Source organism: Roseobacter sp. OBYS 0001 (genome assembly GCF_019654895.1).
Taxonomy (GTDB): domain Bacteria; phylum Pseudomonadota; class Alphaproteobacteria; order Rhodobacterales; family Rhodobacteraceae; genus Roseobacter; species Roseobacter litoralis.
In genome coordinates this window covers 205024-219294 of record NZ_BPES01000002.1, presented here as the reverse complement: position 1 = coordinate 219294, position 14271 = coordinate 205024, and the positions used below count along the sequence as shown (strand labels likewise).

General features: G+C 53.1%; 16 protein-coding genes. 7 read left to right on the top strand and 9 right to left on the bottom strand.

Features of this window, described 5'->3' with window-relative positions; translation table 11 throughout:
- Positions 1 to 3 precede the first annotated feature (3 nt).
- The 6 genes from K5Q35_RS06565 to hemJ all read right to left on the bottom strand — a co-directional run bounded on the left by K5Q35_RS06565 (position 4) and on the right by hemJ (position 6482).
- Positions 4 to 813 (bottom strand): ParA family protein, encoded by an 810-nt coding sequence (locus K5Q35_RS06565; RefSeq protein ID WP_220798945.1) that lies wholly within the window; start codon positions 811 to 813, stop codon positions 4 to 6.
- Positions 806 to 1417: a 16S rRNA (guanine(527)-N(7))-methyltransferase RsmG gene (gene rsmG, locus K5Q35_RS06560; protein WP_259650482.1), complete on the bottom strand. Its 612-nt coding sequence runs from the start codon at positions 1415 to 1417 to the stop codon at positions 806 to 808. The genes K5Q35_RS06565 and rsmG overlap by 8 nt, the downstream gene beginning before the upstream one ends.
- Entirely contained in the window at positions 1417 to 3288 is a 1872-nt protein-coding gene (mnmG, locus tag K5Q35_RS06555; protein ID WP_259650492.1) for a tRNA uridine-5-carboxymethylaminomethyl(34) synthesis enzyme MnmG, read from the bottom strand. The genes rsmG and mnmG overlap by 1 nt, the downstream gene beginning before the upstream one ends.
- A gap of 4 nt (positions 3289 to 3292) precedes the next feature.
- Positions 3293 to 4579 (bottom strand): tRNA uridine-5-carboxymethylaminomethyl(34) synthesis GTPase MnmE, encoded by a 1287-nt coding sequence (gene mnmE, locus K5Q35_RS06550; protein ID WP_220798943.1) that lies wholly within the window; start codon positions 4577 to 4579, stop codon positions 3293 to 3295.
- A gap of 29 nt (positions 4580 to 4608) precedes the next feature.
- Positions 4609 to 5880, bottom strand: a complete 1272-nt coding sequence (rho, locus tag K5Q35_RS06545) for a transcription termination factor Rho (RefSeq protein ID WP_220799137.1) — start codon at positions 5878 to 5880, stop codon at positions 4609 to 4611.
- Positions 5881 to 6032: 152 nt separating this feature from the next.
- The gene (gene hemJ, locus K5Q35_RS06540) at positions 6033 to 6482 is read right to left on the bottom strand and encodes a protoporphyrinogen oxidase HemJ (protein WP_220798942.1); all 450 of its coding nucleotides are present in this window, start codon (positions 6480 to 6482) and stop codon (positions 6033 to 6035) included.
- Positions 6483 to 6882: 400 nt separating this feature from the next.
- Between hemJ and K5Q35_RS06535 the strand changes: the two genes are divergently transcribed.
- From K5Q35_RS06535 to dnaQ, 4 genes are read left to right on the top strand one after another with little or no spacing between them, the layout of a single operon-like run.
- Positions 6883 to 7482 (top strand): nucleoside triphosphate pyrophosphatase, encoded by a 600-nt coding sequence (locus K5Q35_RS06535; protein ID WP_220798941.1) that lies wholly within the window; start codon positions 6883 to 6885, stop codon positions 7480 to 7482.
- Complete coding sequence (locus tag K5Q35_RS06530) at positions 7479 to 8312, top strand: shikimate dehydrogenase (RefSeq protein WP_220798940.1); 834 nt, start codon at positions 7479 to 7481, stop codon at positions 8310 to 8312. Before K5Q35_RS06535 ends, K5Q35_RS06530 begins: the two co-directional genes overlap by 4 nt.
- Positions 8309 to 8902: a dephospho-CoA kinase gene (gene coaE, locus K5Q35_RS06525; protein ID WP_220798939.1), complete on the top strand. Its 594-nt coding sequence runs from the start codon at positions 8309 to 8311 to the stop codon at positions 8900 to 8902. The genes K5Q35_RS06530 and coaE overlap by 4 nt, the downstream gene beginning before the upstream one ends.
- The gene (dnaQ, locus tag K5Q35_RS06520) at positions 8895 to 9581 is read left to right on the top strand and encodes a DNA polymerase III subunit epsilon (RefSeq protein ID WP_013963937.1); all 687 of its coding nucleotides are present in this window, start codon (positions 8895 to 8897) and stop codon (positions 9579 to 9581) included. Before coaE ends, dnaQ begins: the two co-directional genes overlap by 8 nt.
- A gap of 2 nt (positions 9582 to 9583) precedes the next feature.
- On the opposite strand, the gene secB is transcribed toward dnaQ, so the two are convergent.
- Together secB and K5Q35_RS06510 are read right to left on the bottom strand one after the other, a co-directional pair.
- Positions 9584 to 10084, bottom strand: a complete 501-nt coding sequence (gene secB / locus K5Q35_RS06515; protein WP_013963936.1) for a protein-export chaperone SecB — start codon at positions 10082 to 10084, stop codon at positions 9584 to 9586.
- 53 nt (positions 10085 to 10137) lie between these two features.
- On the bottom strand, positions 10138 to 10629 hold the full coding sequence (locus tag K5Q35_RS06510) for an FxsA family protein (protein ID WP_220798938.1): 492 nt from the start codon (positions 10627 to 10629) through the stop codon (positions 10138 to 10140).
- Positions 10630 to 10733: 104 nt separating this feature from the next.
- Between K5Q35_RS06510 and K5Q35_RS06505 the strand changes: the two genes are divergently transcribed.
- From K5Q35_RS06505 to K5Q35_RS06495, 3 genes are read left to right on the top strand one after another with little or no spacing between them, the layout of a single operon-like run.
- A complete protein-coding gene (locus K5Q35_RS06505; RefSeq protein ID WP_013963934.1) occupies positions 10734 to 11396 on the top strand; it encodes a Tim44/TimA family putative adaptor protein in 663 nt (220 codons plus the stop codon).
- A 47-nt stretch (positions 11397 to 11443) separates the two neighbouring features.
- Positions 11444 to 12433 (top strand): murein transglycosylase A, encoded by a 990-nt coding sequence (locus K5Q35_RS06500; RefSeq protein ID WP_083825515.1) that lies wholly within the window; start codon positions 11444 to 11446, stop codon positions 12431 to 12433.
- The gene (locus K5Q35_RS06495) at positions 12430 to 13020 is read left to right on the top strand and encodes a Smr/MutS family protein (RefSeq protein ID WP_013963932.1); all 591 of its coding nucleotides are present in this window, start codon (positions 12430 to 12432) and stop codon (positions 13018 to 13020) included. Before K5Q35_RS06500 ends, K5Q35_RS06495 begins: the two co-directional genes overlap by 4 nt.
- Here K5Q35_RS06495 and K5Q35_RS06490 read toward each other — a convergent pair.
- Complete coding sequence (locus K5Q35_RS06490) at positions 13017 to 14234, bottom strand: MFS transporter (RefSeq protein ID WP_220798937.1); 1218 nt, start codon at positions 14232 to 14234, stop codon at positions 13017 to 13019. The two genes, K5Q35_RS06495 and K5Q35_RS06490, sit on opposite strands and share 4 nt — an antisense overlap.
- Positions 14235 to 14271: the final 37 nt, after the last annotated feature.

Sequence of the window (14271 nt, the reverse complement as noted above, 5' to 3'; positions counted from 1 at the left end):
CCCCTAAGCCACTTTTACCCGATTTTTCTGTATCAGTTCTTTTGCCAGGGCGCGGTATGCCTGCGCGCCCTTGGACAGCGTATCATAGGTGAGCACGGGCATCGCAAATGATGGCGCTTCGCTTACACGTACATTTCGCGGTATGCGCGTGTTGAACACCATGTCGCCCAAGTTATCGCGGGCGTCTTGCTCAACCTGCAATGACAAATTGTTCCTCTTGTCGTACATCGTAAGAAGGATGCCCTCAATGCGCAGGTCTTTGTTCCCGGTCTGCCGGACCTCGCGGATCGTCAGCATAAGCTGCGATAACCCTTCAAGCGCAAAAAACTCGCTTTGCAGCGGCACCAGTACGGAGTGCGCGGCAATCATAGCGTTGACTGTCAGCAGATTGAGCGATGGCGGGCAATCGATAAGGACGTAATCAAGGTCAAAATCATCCATCTGAATCTGCCGCAACGCATCATGAAGCAGAAAGCTTCTCTTCTCACTGGACATCAATTCCAGATCAGCAGAACTCAAGTCAACAGTGGCGGGAACAATAAGCAAGTTCGGCGTAACTGTTTGAAGAACAACGGCTTTAATATCAACGTCACCCAGTAATATATCGTAGGTGGTGTATTTCCGATCTTCGACTTCAATGCCCAAACCAGTCGACGCATTGCCCTGCGGGTCAAGGTCAACCACCAGGACCCGCCGCCCCGCTTCGGCCAGCGCCGCAGCCAGATTTATCGTGGTCGTTGTCTTGCCCACGCCGCCTTTCTGGTTTGCCACCGCGATAATTTTTGGGCCAGCTGGACGCGACAAATCAGACACGCTGTATTTCCTTTATTTCAAGAATGGCCGCCGTCGGGCTTGTCTTGCTTTTATGGGCCTTGAGATCGAAAGACCACGTTTCTTGTGCGCTTGAAACCTCTTTTTCCCAGCTTTGACCCTTCATGAACAGCGCAGTACCCTGTGGGGAAAGATGGCGATGTGCAAAGGAGAGCAAGACCGACAAATCCGCAAGGGCGCGCGCAGAAACAACATCCGCGCGCAAGGGCGCGACAGTCTCAATGCGGTCAACGATGACGCGCGCATTTAACGATAGCTCACGGATGACAGTACGCAGAAACGCGGCCTTTCGTTGATCACTTTCAACAAGGATAGTCTTCCAATTGGGGTCCGCATCTTTAGCCATAATTGCAACAACAAGACCCGGCAACCCACCCCCACTGCCCAAATCAACCCAGGTTTTCACGTCCTCAGCATAATCAACAATTTGTGCTGAGTCCCAAATGTGCCTTTGCCACACATCATCAATACTAGATTTAGATACCAAATTTATCCGCGAATTCCACTTCAACAGCAATTCGTAGTAAGCGCGCAGAGCGTCCAATGTTTCACGTGAAACAGTCGAAGCGTCCATGCCCATGCTCATCAAGCAGACCGCTTTCTCGCATTTTGCCGTAATTTCGCCAAAATGAGCGTCAAAGCTGCGGGAGTCATCCCATCAATACGGCTCACCTGCGCCAAGGACGTTGGCCTTGTCTGGTTCAGTTTTGCCGTCAATTCATTCGACAGTCCGCCAAGCTGATCATAATCAAAATCGGTTGGAATTTTGTGCGCTTCATCTTTCTTCAGCAAATCAACGTCTTTTTGCTGCCGATCTATATAATTGGCATACAGCGCTTCACGCTCCATCTGACGCTGCACCTCAGGATCAATGCTGTGCAAAGATGGGTCGAGTAAAGCAATGTCTTTAAATGTGGTGTCCGGAAACGCCAGCAACTGCATTGCCGTTCGACGGGAGCCATCTTTGCTGATAGAAATTCCAACCTCCGCCGCCTGTTTCGGCGTGTATGATGGCCCCGACAAGATACGACGTGCACCGTCGAGCGCCGTCGATTTTTCCTCAAAGGCCCGTTTCCTTTCATCAGAAACGCAGCCTAGGTCCAAACCCAAGGGTGTTAGCCGTTGATCAGCGTTGTCCGCACGCAAAGACAAACGAAATTCAGCCCTGGAGGTAAACATTCGATACGGCTCCGTCACACCACGGGTCGTCAAATCATCTATCATCACACCGATATAGCTATCAGACCGTGAGAAAACGACCGGATCATGATCTCGCGCCTCCAATGATGCATTCAACCCCGCCACCAAACCCTGCGCAGCAGCCTCTTCATATCCTGTCGTTCCGTTAATCTGCCCAGCGAGATACAACCCCGGAACCGACTGGACGGACAGCGAAGAATCCAACGCGCGGGGATCAACGTAGTCGTATTCGATTGCGTACCCAGGTTGTAAAATCACCGCATTCTCAAGGCCTGAAATGGAATGCACATAAGCTGTCTGCACATCTTCCGGAAGTGACGTCGAAATACCGTTCGGATATACCGCATCAGTGCTAAGCCCCTCTGGTTCCAAAAATATCTGGTGAGAGTCCTTATCCGCAAAACGCAAAATCTTGTCTTCGATGGATGGACAATAGCGAGGACCGACACCGTCAATGTGACCGCCATACATCGCTGACAATGTTATGTTTTCTCGAATGATATCATGCGTTTTTTCATTGGTGTGCGTAATTCCGCAAGAGACTTGTCGCGCGGTGACCCCCTTTGACATAAAGGAGAAAAGAGTCGGCTCTTCATCGCCGGGCTGTTCTTCAAGAATATCCCATCGGATTGATTTACTGCTTAATCTTGGCGGTGTGCCGGTTTTTAAACGCCCCATCGGTAAAGCGAAACTATCAATCCTGTCCGCAAGTCGAACAGACGCTTTGTCGCCCATACGCCCACCAGACTTCGACACATCACCAATATGAATAACTCCACGTAGAAACGTTCCCGTCGTCAAAATCACGGTTCTCGACAGAATGTGACTGCCATCGTCCAAAACGACGCCAGCGACACGATCACCATCCATTACAAAATCGACGGCTTCTCCAACCATAATATCTATATTTTGTTGCTGTTCCGTCTCTTCCAACATTTTGTGGTGGTAGATTGCACGATCAGACTGGGCCCGAGGACCCTGTACTGCTGGACCCTTCCGCCGATTTAGCAGTCTGAATTGAATACCCGCCAAGTCAGCAACACGGCCCATGACACCGTCCAAGGCGTCAATCTCTCGTACCAAATGGCCCTTTCCAAGGCCGCCAATCGCTGGATTGCAGGACATCACCCCTATTCCGGATTTCGACATGGTAATAAGGCCAGTGACTGCACCCATACGCGCAGCTGCATGTGCAGCTTCTGTACCAGCGTGCCCACCACCAATCACCAAGACATCAAAATGTTTCACGTGAAACACTCCACTATTTTCCAAGGCAAAAACTTGAAAAGATTTCATCCAGCAGGTTTTCTGCGTCAATACGGCCGACAAGCGTTTCAAGTGATCGAATCGCTGATCGAAGCTCCTGCGCTGTTATATCATAAAACTCGGGGCCTCGAAGAAGAGCGTCGAACGAATTGTCGAGATCTTTTAAGGCCCGTTGCATCGCGAAACGATGCCGCTCGTGCGTTGCCAACCCAACACCAGAAACACGCTTTCCAAAAATAGTTCCAATTTTTTCAAGGAGTTCTGGAATCCCCTGGCCAGTCTTTCCTGAAATACCCAGATCTGTCTCTGGCAACAAATCTACCTTTGGTATCAATTGAATGTCGTCTTCCACCGGATCAATCAGCAGCTTCTCGCTTGGTTTCGACAAGAATACACGTAGGTCCGCGTCCCGCGCGCGTGCAACTGCACGCACTATACCGATCTTTTCGATTTCGTCCGTGCTTTGGCGCAAACCTGCTGTGTCCAAAAAGGTGACTGGCAACCCGCCCAAGTCCATCCGTACTTCGATCACATCTCGTGTGGTGCCAGCAATTTCTGATGTAATTGCCGCGTCTCGACCGGACAACTTGTTCAATAGCGTAGATTTCCCCGCATTTGGCGCTCCGACGAGGGCCACCTCAAACCCAGATCGGATGCGTTCAGCAACATGCGTTCCGGCGATTTCAGATTCAATGTCGTAAGAAACATCTTTCAGCAGCGATGTAACTTCAGGCGTCACATCAACGGGCACATCTTCGTCAGCAAAGTCTATAGTTGCCTCGATCAACGCTGCGGCACGGATCAGCTTCGTTCGCCATATTTCAACCTTGTCACCCAGAGACCCGGTTAACACGCGAACCGCCTGCTTGCGTTGCGCCTCAGTTTCCGCATCTATGAGATCCGCCAACCCTTCAACCTGTGAAAGGTCCAGCTTTCCATTTTCCAAAGCACGGCGGGTAAATTCGCCAGCTTCGGCCAGTCTTGCAGACCCTTGGTCGGACAATTCAGCTAGAATGGCCCGCACCACGGCAATGCTACCGTGTACGTGAAACTCTACCACATCTTCTCCGGTGAAACTATGTGGGCCCTTGAAGGCTAGAACAAGCGCTTGATCAATAACCGTCCCGTCCTGAGACCTGATAAACCTAACCGCAGACTTGCGCGGTTCCGGCAATGCGCCGCACAGATGCTCAGCGACCGTCCAAGCAGTATGTCCGGATATGCGAATGACCGACACGCCGGCGCGACCCTGAGCGGAGGCAAGTGCAAAAACAGTGTCCATGATTTAAACCATTGTAATTAAACAATAATTTACGTGTTCATTGAATCGAAGAAGTCGGAATTCGTTTTTGTTTGTTTCAGCTTCGAAATCAGGAACTCGATGGCGTCCGTTGTACCCATCGGGTTCAAAATGCGACGTAGAACAAAGGTTTTCTGCAGATCAATCTTATCAACCAGCAAGTCTTCTTTCCGCGTACCAGATTTCAAAATATCCATGGCCGGGAATACGCGTTTGTCTGCGATCTTGCGATCAAGCACGATTTCAGAGTTACCCGTCCCTTTGAACTCTTCAAAGATGACTTCATCCATGCGGCTGCCCGTATCAATCAGCGCGGTTGCGATGATCGTCAGCGAACCGCCCTCTTCAATGTTACGCGCCGCGCCAAAGAAACGCTTAGGGCGTTGCAAGGCGTTTGCGTCAACACCACCAGTCAAAACCTTACCCGAGGATGGCACAACTGTGTTAAACGCCCTACCAAGTCTTGTGATCGAATCCAAAAGTATCACAACATCTCGCTTATGCTCCACAAGGCGTTTTGCTTTTTCGATCACCATATCGGACACCGCAACGTGGCGTGTTGCAGGTTCATCAAAGGTGGAAGACACGACTTCGCCCTTCACGGACCGCTGCATATCGGTGACTTCTTCAGGCCGCTCATCAATGAGCAGCACAATCAGATAACACTCCGGGTGGTTCCGCTCGATTGAATTTGCGATGTTTTGCAACAAAACCGTCTTACCTGTACGAGGTGGTGCGACGATCAAGGACCGTTGCCCTTTCCCGATTGGTGCCACCAGATCAATGATCCGCGCAGAACGGTCTTTTGTTGCTGGATCCTCAGTTTCCATCGTCAGACGCTCATCCGGATACAACGGCGTCAGGTTTTCAAAAGCGACCTTATGGCGCGCCTGTTCGGGGTTCTCAAAGTTGATCTGCGTAACGCCAAGCAGCGCAAAATACCGCTCGTTATCATCGGGCGCTTTAATCAGCCCGTCGATCGTGTCCCCCGTTCTCAGGGAGTACTTTCGGATCATCTCGGGTGAGACGTAAATATCATCAGGGCCCGGCAGATAATTCGCCTCTGGTGAGCGCAGAAAGCCAAACCCATCCTGAAGAACTTCGAGCACGCCGTCACCAGAAACTTCCCACCCTTCATCCGCACGTTCGCGCAGAATCTGGAACATCATTTCGCCTTTGCGCATCGTCGAGGCGTTCTCGATCTCCAGATCTTCAGCCATCGACAACAAATCCTTCGGACTCTTACGCTTAAGGTCCGCCAGGTTCAGCGTTTCTATAACCATTTCGGTATCAGTGTCTTGAGATGTCATAAGGAACTCGCCTAAACCGGATGGAATACATCGGTTTTTTGTCTGTGCTAATGTGTGGGTCTGCGCCGGTCCCGGACGGGACGGTGCCGATCACATAAGCCGCCGGCACGACAGAGTCAATCAAATCAGAATTTGACGACAACCGAGATGACAATAACCACCATTAGAATTGTCGGTACTTCATTCATCATCCGGTACTGTCGTCCGGTCAGCTGATTTTCACCGGCAGCAAAAACCTTGCGCTTTTTAGCAAGCCACATGTGAAACACGGTCATGCCAACCACACCGAGAAGTTTCATCCAAGGCCAGGCAGACGACCAATCCACGATCCCGGGCGTTAAAACCAGACAAATTCCAAGAATCCATGTCGCAATCATTGCCGGGTTCATGATCACTTTGAGCAGTTTCAATTCCATCGTCTGGAATAACAGATGGGTTTCACCAGATTGTCCGACCTGCTCCGTGTGATAAACGTAAAGACGCGGTAGGTAAAACAGACCCGCCATCCACGCGATCACCGACATAATATGAAACGATTTGATCCAAGGGTAGCCAATGGTCAAAAGATCAGTCATCACGCGCTCCCCTGTCGATGCCTCCTTATAAATAAATAAGTAAAGATAGAAAGATGATGATGATGTAGCGAAGCCAACTTCTGTGGTTTATTGTTTTATCACCCGTCTTATACACAATGGATATGTTTCCGCGCAGCGTGTTACTGGATTCCCTGAAAGAAATAAAAGATAAATATATCAATGTATTAAAATACTGATATCCCGAGAAGCATAGGATAAAGCTGTGGATAGATCGGCAGAATGGTTTTATACCAGAATGACTCTTATCCTTGTTCCGTGATGGACTGTTTCGCTGGCGGGTGACGGGGAGACCACGTTATGAACTGCCTTGAACCGTGCTTGGGATTTCCGCAGAAGTATCCCTTAACAAATCCTTAACCTTGCCCCCAGGCTTATACACATGACCCAACCCCTGATCCTTGCGTCTAACTCGGAGATCCGCGCGAAAATGCTCAGCAATGCGGGCGTTCCACATATCATAATACCTGCACGAATAGATGAAGGAATGGTAAAGGAAGCCCTGCTGGCAGAGAATGCGCCACCCAGAGATATAGCAGATACCCTGGCTGAAATGAAGGCGCGCAAAGTCAGCGACAAGAACCCTGGATCAGTCGTTCTGGGCTGCGATCAAGTGCTGGATCATCGCGGGGAATTGCTGTCGAAACCAGCGGATCAACAGGACGCTCTTGCGCAGCTGCAGGGATTGAGAAACGACCGCCACACGCTTTTGTCTGCCGCTGTTGTTTATGAAGATGGTAAACCGGTCTGGCGGCATGTCGGTGTTGTAAGATTGCGGATGCACGACGCCTCGGATGCATACTTGCAGGACTATGTTGCGCGCAATTGGGACAGCATTCGTCATTCGGTCGGTGCTTATAAGCTGGAAGAAGAAGGTGTGAGATTGTTTTCACGCATAGATGGGGATTATTTCACGGTGCTTGGTTTGCCTCTGCTCGAATTACTGTCCTACCTCACCCTACGCGGAGATTTACCGAGATGAGCGAAAAGAATGTCCCACTGGCAGGCGTGATCGGCTCCCCCATCGCGCATTCCAAGTCGCCTCAACTGCATCGCCACTGGCTGGACACATATAAAATACACGGTTTCTACGTCCCTATGGAGGTTTCCGCCGCAGACCTCGAACAGGTGTTGCGCACGCTACCCAAGGTGGGTTTCGTTGGGCTGAACGTCACGCTCCCTCACAAAGAAGCAGTGTTGAAGCTCGCAGATGACGTCACAGACCGTGCGGGGCTGATTGGTGCTGCCAATACGCTGACATTTGGAGAAGATGGCAAAATTCACGCGGATAACACCGACGGGTACGGCTTTCTCGAAAACCTGAAATCAGGTGCGCCGGATTGGAATCCTTCGCAAGGTCCCGCTGTGGTTCTGGGGGCTGGTGGTGCGGCGCGCGCTGTGATCGTCGCATTGCTTGACGCTGGTGTGCCAGGGATCGTTCTGAGCAACCGTACCCGCGCCCGATCAGAGCAGCTTCAATCGGATTTTGGCACCCGTGTGCGTGTGGTCGATTGGGCGCAGGTATCGGATGCTGTCCGACAGGCGCACCTATTGGTGAACACGACATCGCTCGGTATGGTTGGCAAACCGGAATTGCAGCTCTCGTTGGATGGGTTGCAGGAACACACAATTGTAACTGATTTGGTATATAACCCCTTGAAAACAAAACTTCTTGAGGTGGCCGAGGAAAAAGGCTGCGTGGCGGTTGATGGCTTGGGCATGTTGTTGCATCAGGGCGTGCCGGGATTTGAACGATGGTTTGGACGACGCCCGACCGTGACAGAGGCAACGCGATCAGCGGTGTTGAAGTGACCTTTAAACTTGGGCTCACCGGTTCAATCGGCATGGGCAAATCGACCACCGCAGACCTCTTTGTGGAACTTGGCTGCGCGCTTTGGGACGCAGACAAGGCCGTTCATCGGCTCTACGAAAAAGGCGGCGCAGCGGTTGCCGAAATAGGCGCGGTTTTCCCAAGCGTCGTTCAAAACGATTGCGTGTCACGTGATGTCTTGCGCGAGTTGATCCAACAGGATCCGTCTGTCTTGCCCCGGATTGAAAAGATTGTGCATCCATTGGTCGCCGCGGATCGGGCTGACCTTCTGAACCGGACGACACATGACATTACGGTCCTCGATATACCGCTTCTGTTTGAAACTGGCGGGGACAAGGAGATGGATGCGGTCGCCTGTGTCAGCACGACCGATCAGGAACAGGAAAGACGCGTTCTGGCGCGCGGCAAGATGACGGCAGATCAGTTCCATCAGATCAGGCACAAGCAGATGCCAAATGTGGAAAAATGCGCGCGGGCGGACTTTGTGATTGTTACTGATACGCTTGAACATGCAAGACAGCAGGTCCAGACTATAACGGATCAGATACGACAGGGACTGGCAGATGCGTGAAATTGTGCTCGATACAGAGACAACCGGGTTCGACCCGGAATCCGGCGATCGGATCGTCGAGATTGGTGCGGTGGAACTGATGGGCCATGTGGCAACCGGCAAAACGTATCACCAGTACATCAATCCGGAGCGTATGATGCCGGACGAAGCTTTTCAGGTGCATGGTCTGGGCGATGAGTTTCTGAGGGATAAACCCAAATTTGCCGAGGTCGGACAGGCATTTCTGGATTTCATCGGTGATGCCAAGCTGGTCATTCACAACGCAGCTTTTGACATCAAGTTTCTGAACGCTGAATTGAAATGGATGAACCTGCCGCAAATCCCGTGGGAACAGGCCATCGATACGCTTGCCATTGCACGCAAACGCTTTCCCGGCTCTCCTGCTTCGCTCGACGCATTGTGCCGACGCTTTGGTATTGATAACGCCTCGCGAACGCTGCATGGCGCGTTGCTCGATAGTGAAATTCTGGCGGAAGTTTATCTTGAGCTCATCGGGGGTCGGCAGCCGGATTTTGGTCTGTCGAATATTCCACAGAAAAGCGCCGGGGATACATCGGTCGATTGGACGCCGCGCCCACGCCCGACCCCTCTGCCTTCACGGATGACCGAGGAAGAAGCCGCCGCCCACGCTGAATTTGTTGCGAAACTGGGCGACGACGCTGTTTGGTTGAAAGCCTGAGTTCAGGCGTCCATCTTGGGTGTTTCGCTCGTCTGACGCCGGGCCAGCTCGTTGCGATAAAGCGACAAAAAGTCGATGTTTTCGAGGTTGAGCGGTGGAAAGCCACCGTCCCGTGTGATGTCGCTGACGATGCGGCGCAGGAACGGGAAAATCATCCGGGGGCATTCGATCAGCAGGAACGGGTGCAATTGCTCATCCGGCACATTGTCCACGTGGAAAATACCGACATAGTCGAGTTCCAGAACAAAGAGTGTCGCGTCGCCGTCTTTGACCTTTGATGTCACATTCAGCTTGATGGCGGATTCGTATTGATTGTCGGCAGTGCGTTTTTTCGCATCCAGATTGACCTGCACTTGCACGTCAGGCTGTGCGTCAGATGGCGCCCCTTTTTGTGCCATAATGTTTTCAAAGGACATATCGCGAATGAACTGGCCAAGAACCCGCATTTGCGGGGCCTGTTGTTGTCCGTTCGCTTCTGTTTTCACTTCATCTTCTTCAGCCATTGCGCGCTCCTAAAATAAATTTTGAAGACGCTTACCAGCTTGGTCTGTGGTTCTCAATGGTCGGTCCAGCCTGAGGGGCGTTTGTTTTGATCTGCCTCAGGTTTAACTTCGGTGTAATCGCCATCGATGACATTGTCTGGCTGGCCGCGTCCGGGGTGCTTCGGGCCATGCGAACGGTTCGCCGCTTCAAAGGTTGTGATGTTCATACGGGCCTTAATTGCGCGAAAGGCACTGGCGCGAACGCCGGGGATCAACAATAAAAATCCAATCGTATCTGTAAAAAATCCCGGCGTTAGCAATAAGGCGCCCGAAAACAGAATCATTGCACCATGCGCCAAAGGCTCTGTCGGGTCCTGCATCTGGTTAAAGGACGATTTCACCTGCCCAAGGGCCAAAGCCCCTTGATTCCTAACAAGAAACGTCCCGAGAACAGCGGAGACGACCACCGTTGCCAGCGTCCAGCCAAGGCCAATTGCGCCGCCGATCTGGATAAACAAAGCGATTTCTAACAAAGGTATCGCGAGAAAGGCTATAAACAGCCACATTTTGGTACTCCCTTTCGTACGACGGACAGTGGACTTGATGCACTCGTGCACCTACATAAGGCGTCTAGCACATTGTTTCCATCTTCGTCTGACTCGAGGTCGTTATGAACTCTTCGCCTTTAATACAGCTTCTGGTTTTGGCCGGTATCGCTGTCTTTCTGATTTTTCGCCTGAAAAACGTGCTGGGAACACGAGATGGATTCGAGCCGGGGCCGTCACAGACGCCGATGTCGGACAGCGCACCGATGCGTGATTTCGAGGTCATAGAAGGTGGGCCGGATCTGGATATCACGGACCATGTCGAGGAAAACAGCGATGCAGCCGAGGCGTTGGCGAATATGAAACGGCTTGAGCCGGGATTCAATGTGACCGAATTCCTTGGTGGCGCGCGCGGTGCCTATGAGATGATCGTGATGGGCTACGAAAACGGTGAGCTGGCCGACATCCAACCCTTCCTCGCCGAGGATATATACGAATCTTTCGTTGACGGTGTTGCGGCGCGCGAGGATCAGGGGCTGACGATCGAAGCGTCGTTCATCGGTGTGCGGGAATTGAAACTGATGGATGCGACGCTTGATCCTGAGACCAACGAAGGTGAATTGACGATCCGCTTCACGGCCGAACTGACGTCTGCTGTGCGCAACAGCGAAGGCGAGATCATCGAAGGAAGCCTCACCGAGGTCAAACGCCAGAAAGACACATGGAGCTTTGCGCGCCCCATGGGGTCGGACGACCCAAATTGGATACTTGTTTCAACAGACGGGTGAGGTGGCGAACCTTTGGCGCTGCCATCAGCGCCGGGCTCCTTTCCATGATGGGCCCGGTTTTGTCTGATACGCGCGTCACTGTTTTGTCGTTCGATCAGATGCAGGGATGGGCCGAAGACGATCACGCCGCTGCATTGGACGTTTTCCAGAACACCTGCGCTGATTTGGACGACCCTGACTGGCAAGCCGTTTGCGCCTACGCCACCTCCAACCCCGACCCCCGCAGTTTTTTTGAATTACTGTTTCGTCCCGTCCTGATTGAAGACGGCAAAGACGGGATGTTTACCGGGTATTTTGAACCGGAACTGGACGGCGCACGTCGACCCTCCGCCAAATATCGCTACCCGCTTTACGCATTGCCTCCCGAAGCCCGCGAGGTTGAGAAATGGTACAGCCGCCGCGAGCTTCTTGAGGAGCGCAAGCTGGAAGGCCGCGGCCTCGAAATCGCATGGGTCGATGACCCTGTGGAATTGTTCTTTCTCCAAATTCAGGGCTCAGGTCGGATAAACTTGTCAGACGGGTCCAAATTGCGGGTCGGATATGGTGGCAAGAATGGCCATGAATATAGATCCATCGGGGCAGAATTGGTTCGGCGCGGTGTCTACCAGCCACATCAGGTCAGTGCGCAGGTGATCAAAAACTGGGTTCGGCGCAACCCTGACATCGGCAAAGAGCTTTTGTACCACAATCCATCTTATGTGTTTTTCCGCGAAGTCAGTGAGGTGCCGGGGCACCTTGGCCCATTGGGCGCGATGAACCGTTCGGTTACGACGTTGCGCACGATTGCAGTTGATCCCGCTTTTGTGCCGCTGGGCGCGCCGGTCTGGATCGAGAAAGACGGGGCTGACCCGCTGCGTCGCCTCATGATCGCACAAGACACGGGATCCGCGATCAAAGGGGCGCAACGGGCCGATATTTTCTTTGGCACAGGGGATCAGGCCGGTCGGGCAGCGGGGCGGCTCAGGGACCCCGGTCGCATGATTGTCCTGCTGCCGATCCAACGCGCATATGCAATGGTACCGGAAGCGCTCCAATGACCCGGCGGCGTCTGAAACCAGATGAGGTCGAGCTTTGGCAGAAAGTGACCGAAAACACGCAAGCCCTGCGGCGCACGCAAACCTTTGATCCCGAGGCCTATGCGCCTCAGCCGGTAAAACGGGATGTGCATCTGCCCGTTGAAATAAAGCTTGATGGTAAAACACCCCCAAAACCGGCGTCGCGCAAGACTGAATATGATCTTGCGCCCTCTTTGCCGGACCGCTTGAAAACTGCACCGGTGCAGATGGACCGCAAGACGTTTGGCAAGATGAACCGGGGTAAATTAAAACCCGAAGGCCGCATTGATTTGCATGGGATGACGCTGGATCGTGCGCATACGGCGTTGTCACGTTTTATCCTGTCGTCCCATGGCGCGGGCAAGCGGTTGGTTCTGGTCATCACCGGCAAGGGCAAAAACCGCGACGAAGGCGGCCCGATCCCTGTGCGCCACGGGGTGCTGCGGCATCAGGCACCGCAATGGCTGGCCACGCCGCCGCTGGCGTCGGTGGTGATGCAGGTCAGTCAGGCGCATATCAGTCACGGGGGCGGTGGTGCATATTACGTCTATCTACGGCGGGGGCGTTAGCGGGGCAAATCGCGCTGATACCGCAATATGCCAAGGCCCGCGAGGACCGCGCCCCCGACATAAAATAGCGCAATCGGTATCATTTGATCGGGGAAATCGATGCCAAGATCAATGAAAGCGCCGGTGATACCCGGCCCGATCGCAGATCCAAACACCATCAACGCGGCGGCAGCGGCCTTGATCGCGCCAAGGTGTTTCGTGCCGTAAAACACGGCCCAGAACGCAGTGGTCGCCGTGCCTTGCATGCCCTGCCCGATGCCAAAAATAACGAGACCCACACCGGCCATCCAGATCGTATCTGCGAAAGCCAGAACCGCGAAAGACAAGGCAAACGGCAGCATCTGAAACGGCACGACCCATTTGACGCCAAACCGATCCACCGCCCATCCGGTGATGAAGGTAAAGGCGATGGTTGAAACGGTATAGATCGGCATCAGGGCGACAAAGGACACAAGGCTCCACCCTTTGACCTCCGTCAGGTGGACCTGCTGGAAAAACAGCGCCGTGCCCCAGGCGGCGGGGCCAAGAACGAGGGGGATCATCATGTAAAACAGCGGATGGCGCAGCAATTCGCCCCGCGTCCAGTGTTTGCCGTGCATCCCGAGGCTTTGCGCCGTTTCCGCCATGGATTGCGGCGTGCGTTCCTGACGCAGGAGTATTTGCATCACGGGGATCAGGAAGAGGATGCAGACAGCAGCGACGATCCACAGGTTGCGCCAGTCAGCCTGCAAAAGCAGAGCGACAAAAAGGATCGGCAGAACGGCCTGACCAACAGCAAACCCCATCGAGGCAAGCGAAATCGCCCGGCCGCGTGTCGCCATAAACCAGCGCGACATCGCAACCGCGCCCAGTTGAGACATCATGCCCTGCCCCATCAGACGCAAGGCGTAGATCACAAAGACAAGCAGAAAACCGTTTGGCACATAGGCCATCGCCATGCAGGCCAGTGCCAGCAAAATCATGACACCAAAAGACAGCTGCCGCACCCGAAAGCGATCCGTCAGCGCCCCGGCCCAGATCATCGTGATCGCGGATAAAGTGGTGCCGATGGTATAGATGGCCCCCCAATCCCCGTCCGTCAGGGAAAAGCTGCCCTTAATCTCACCCGCGAAGAGTGAAATAAAATAGGTCTGCCCAAAGGAGGAGGTAAAGCACAGCAAAAACCCCGCCAGCAGGAACAGCCTGTTTTCAATGACAAAGCGCAGATATCCCATGGGGTCGGTGTCGCAGGCGGGCGCGCTTTTGGGAAGT

Coding starts and splice junctions, on each gene's coding strand:
- rho (WP_220799137.1), bottom strand. CDS start 5,880: ATGGTTATAGAAACGCTGAACCTGGCGGACCTTAAGCGTAAGAGTCCG.
- rsmG (WP_259650482.1), bottom strand. CDS start 1,417: ATGAGCATGGGCATGGACGCTTCGACTGTTTCACGTGAAACATTGGAC.
- K5Q35_RS06490 (WP_220798937.1), bottom strand. CDS start 14,234: ATGGGATATCTGCGCTTTGTCATTGAAAACAGGCTGTTCCTGCTGGCG.
- secB (WP_013963936.1), bottom strand. CDS start 10,084: ATGGCTGAAGAAGATGAAGTGAAAACAGAAGCGAACGGACAACAACAG.
- K5Q35_RS06505 (WP_013963934.1), top strand. CDS start 10,734: ATGAACTCTTCGCCTTTAATACAGCTTCTGGTTTTGGCCGGTATCGCT.
- K5Q35_RS06500 (WP_083825515.1), top strand. CDS start 11,444: ATGGGCCCGGTTTTGTCTGATACGCGCGTCACTGTTTTGTCGTTCGAT.
- K5Q35_RS06535 (WP_220798941.1), top strand. CDS start 6,883: ATGACCCAACCCCTGATCCTTGCGTCTAACTCGGAGATCCGCGCGAAA.
- K5Q35_RS06510 (WP_220798938.1), bottom strand. CDS start 10,629: ATGTGGCTGTTTATAGCCTTTCTCGCGATACCTTTGTTAGAAATCGCT.
- hemJ (WP_220798942.1), bottom strand. CDS start 6,482: ATGACTGATCTTTTGACCATTGGCTACCCTTGGATCAAATCGTTTCAT.
- dnaQ (WP_013963937.1), top strand. CDS start 8,895: ATGCGTGAAATTGTGCTCGATACAGAGACAACCGGGTTCGACCCGGAA.
- K5Q35_RS06530 (WP_220798940.1), top strand. CDS start 7,479: ATGAGCGAAAAGAATGTCCCACTGGCAGGCGTGATCGGCTCCCCCATC.
- K5Q35_RS06495 (WP_013963932.1), top strand. CDS start 12,430: ATGACCCGGCGGCGTCTGAAACCAGATGAGGTCGAGCTTTGGCAGAAA.
- mnmE (WP_220798943.1), bottom strand. CDS start 4,579: ATGGACACTGTTTTTGCACTTGCCTCCGCTCAGGGTCGCGCCGGCGTG.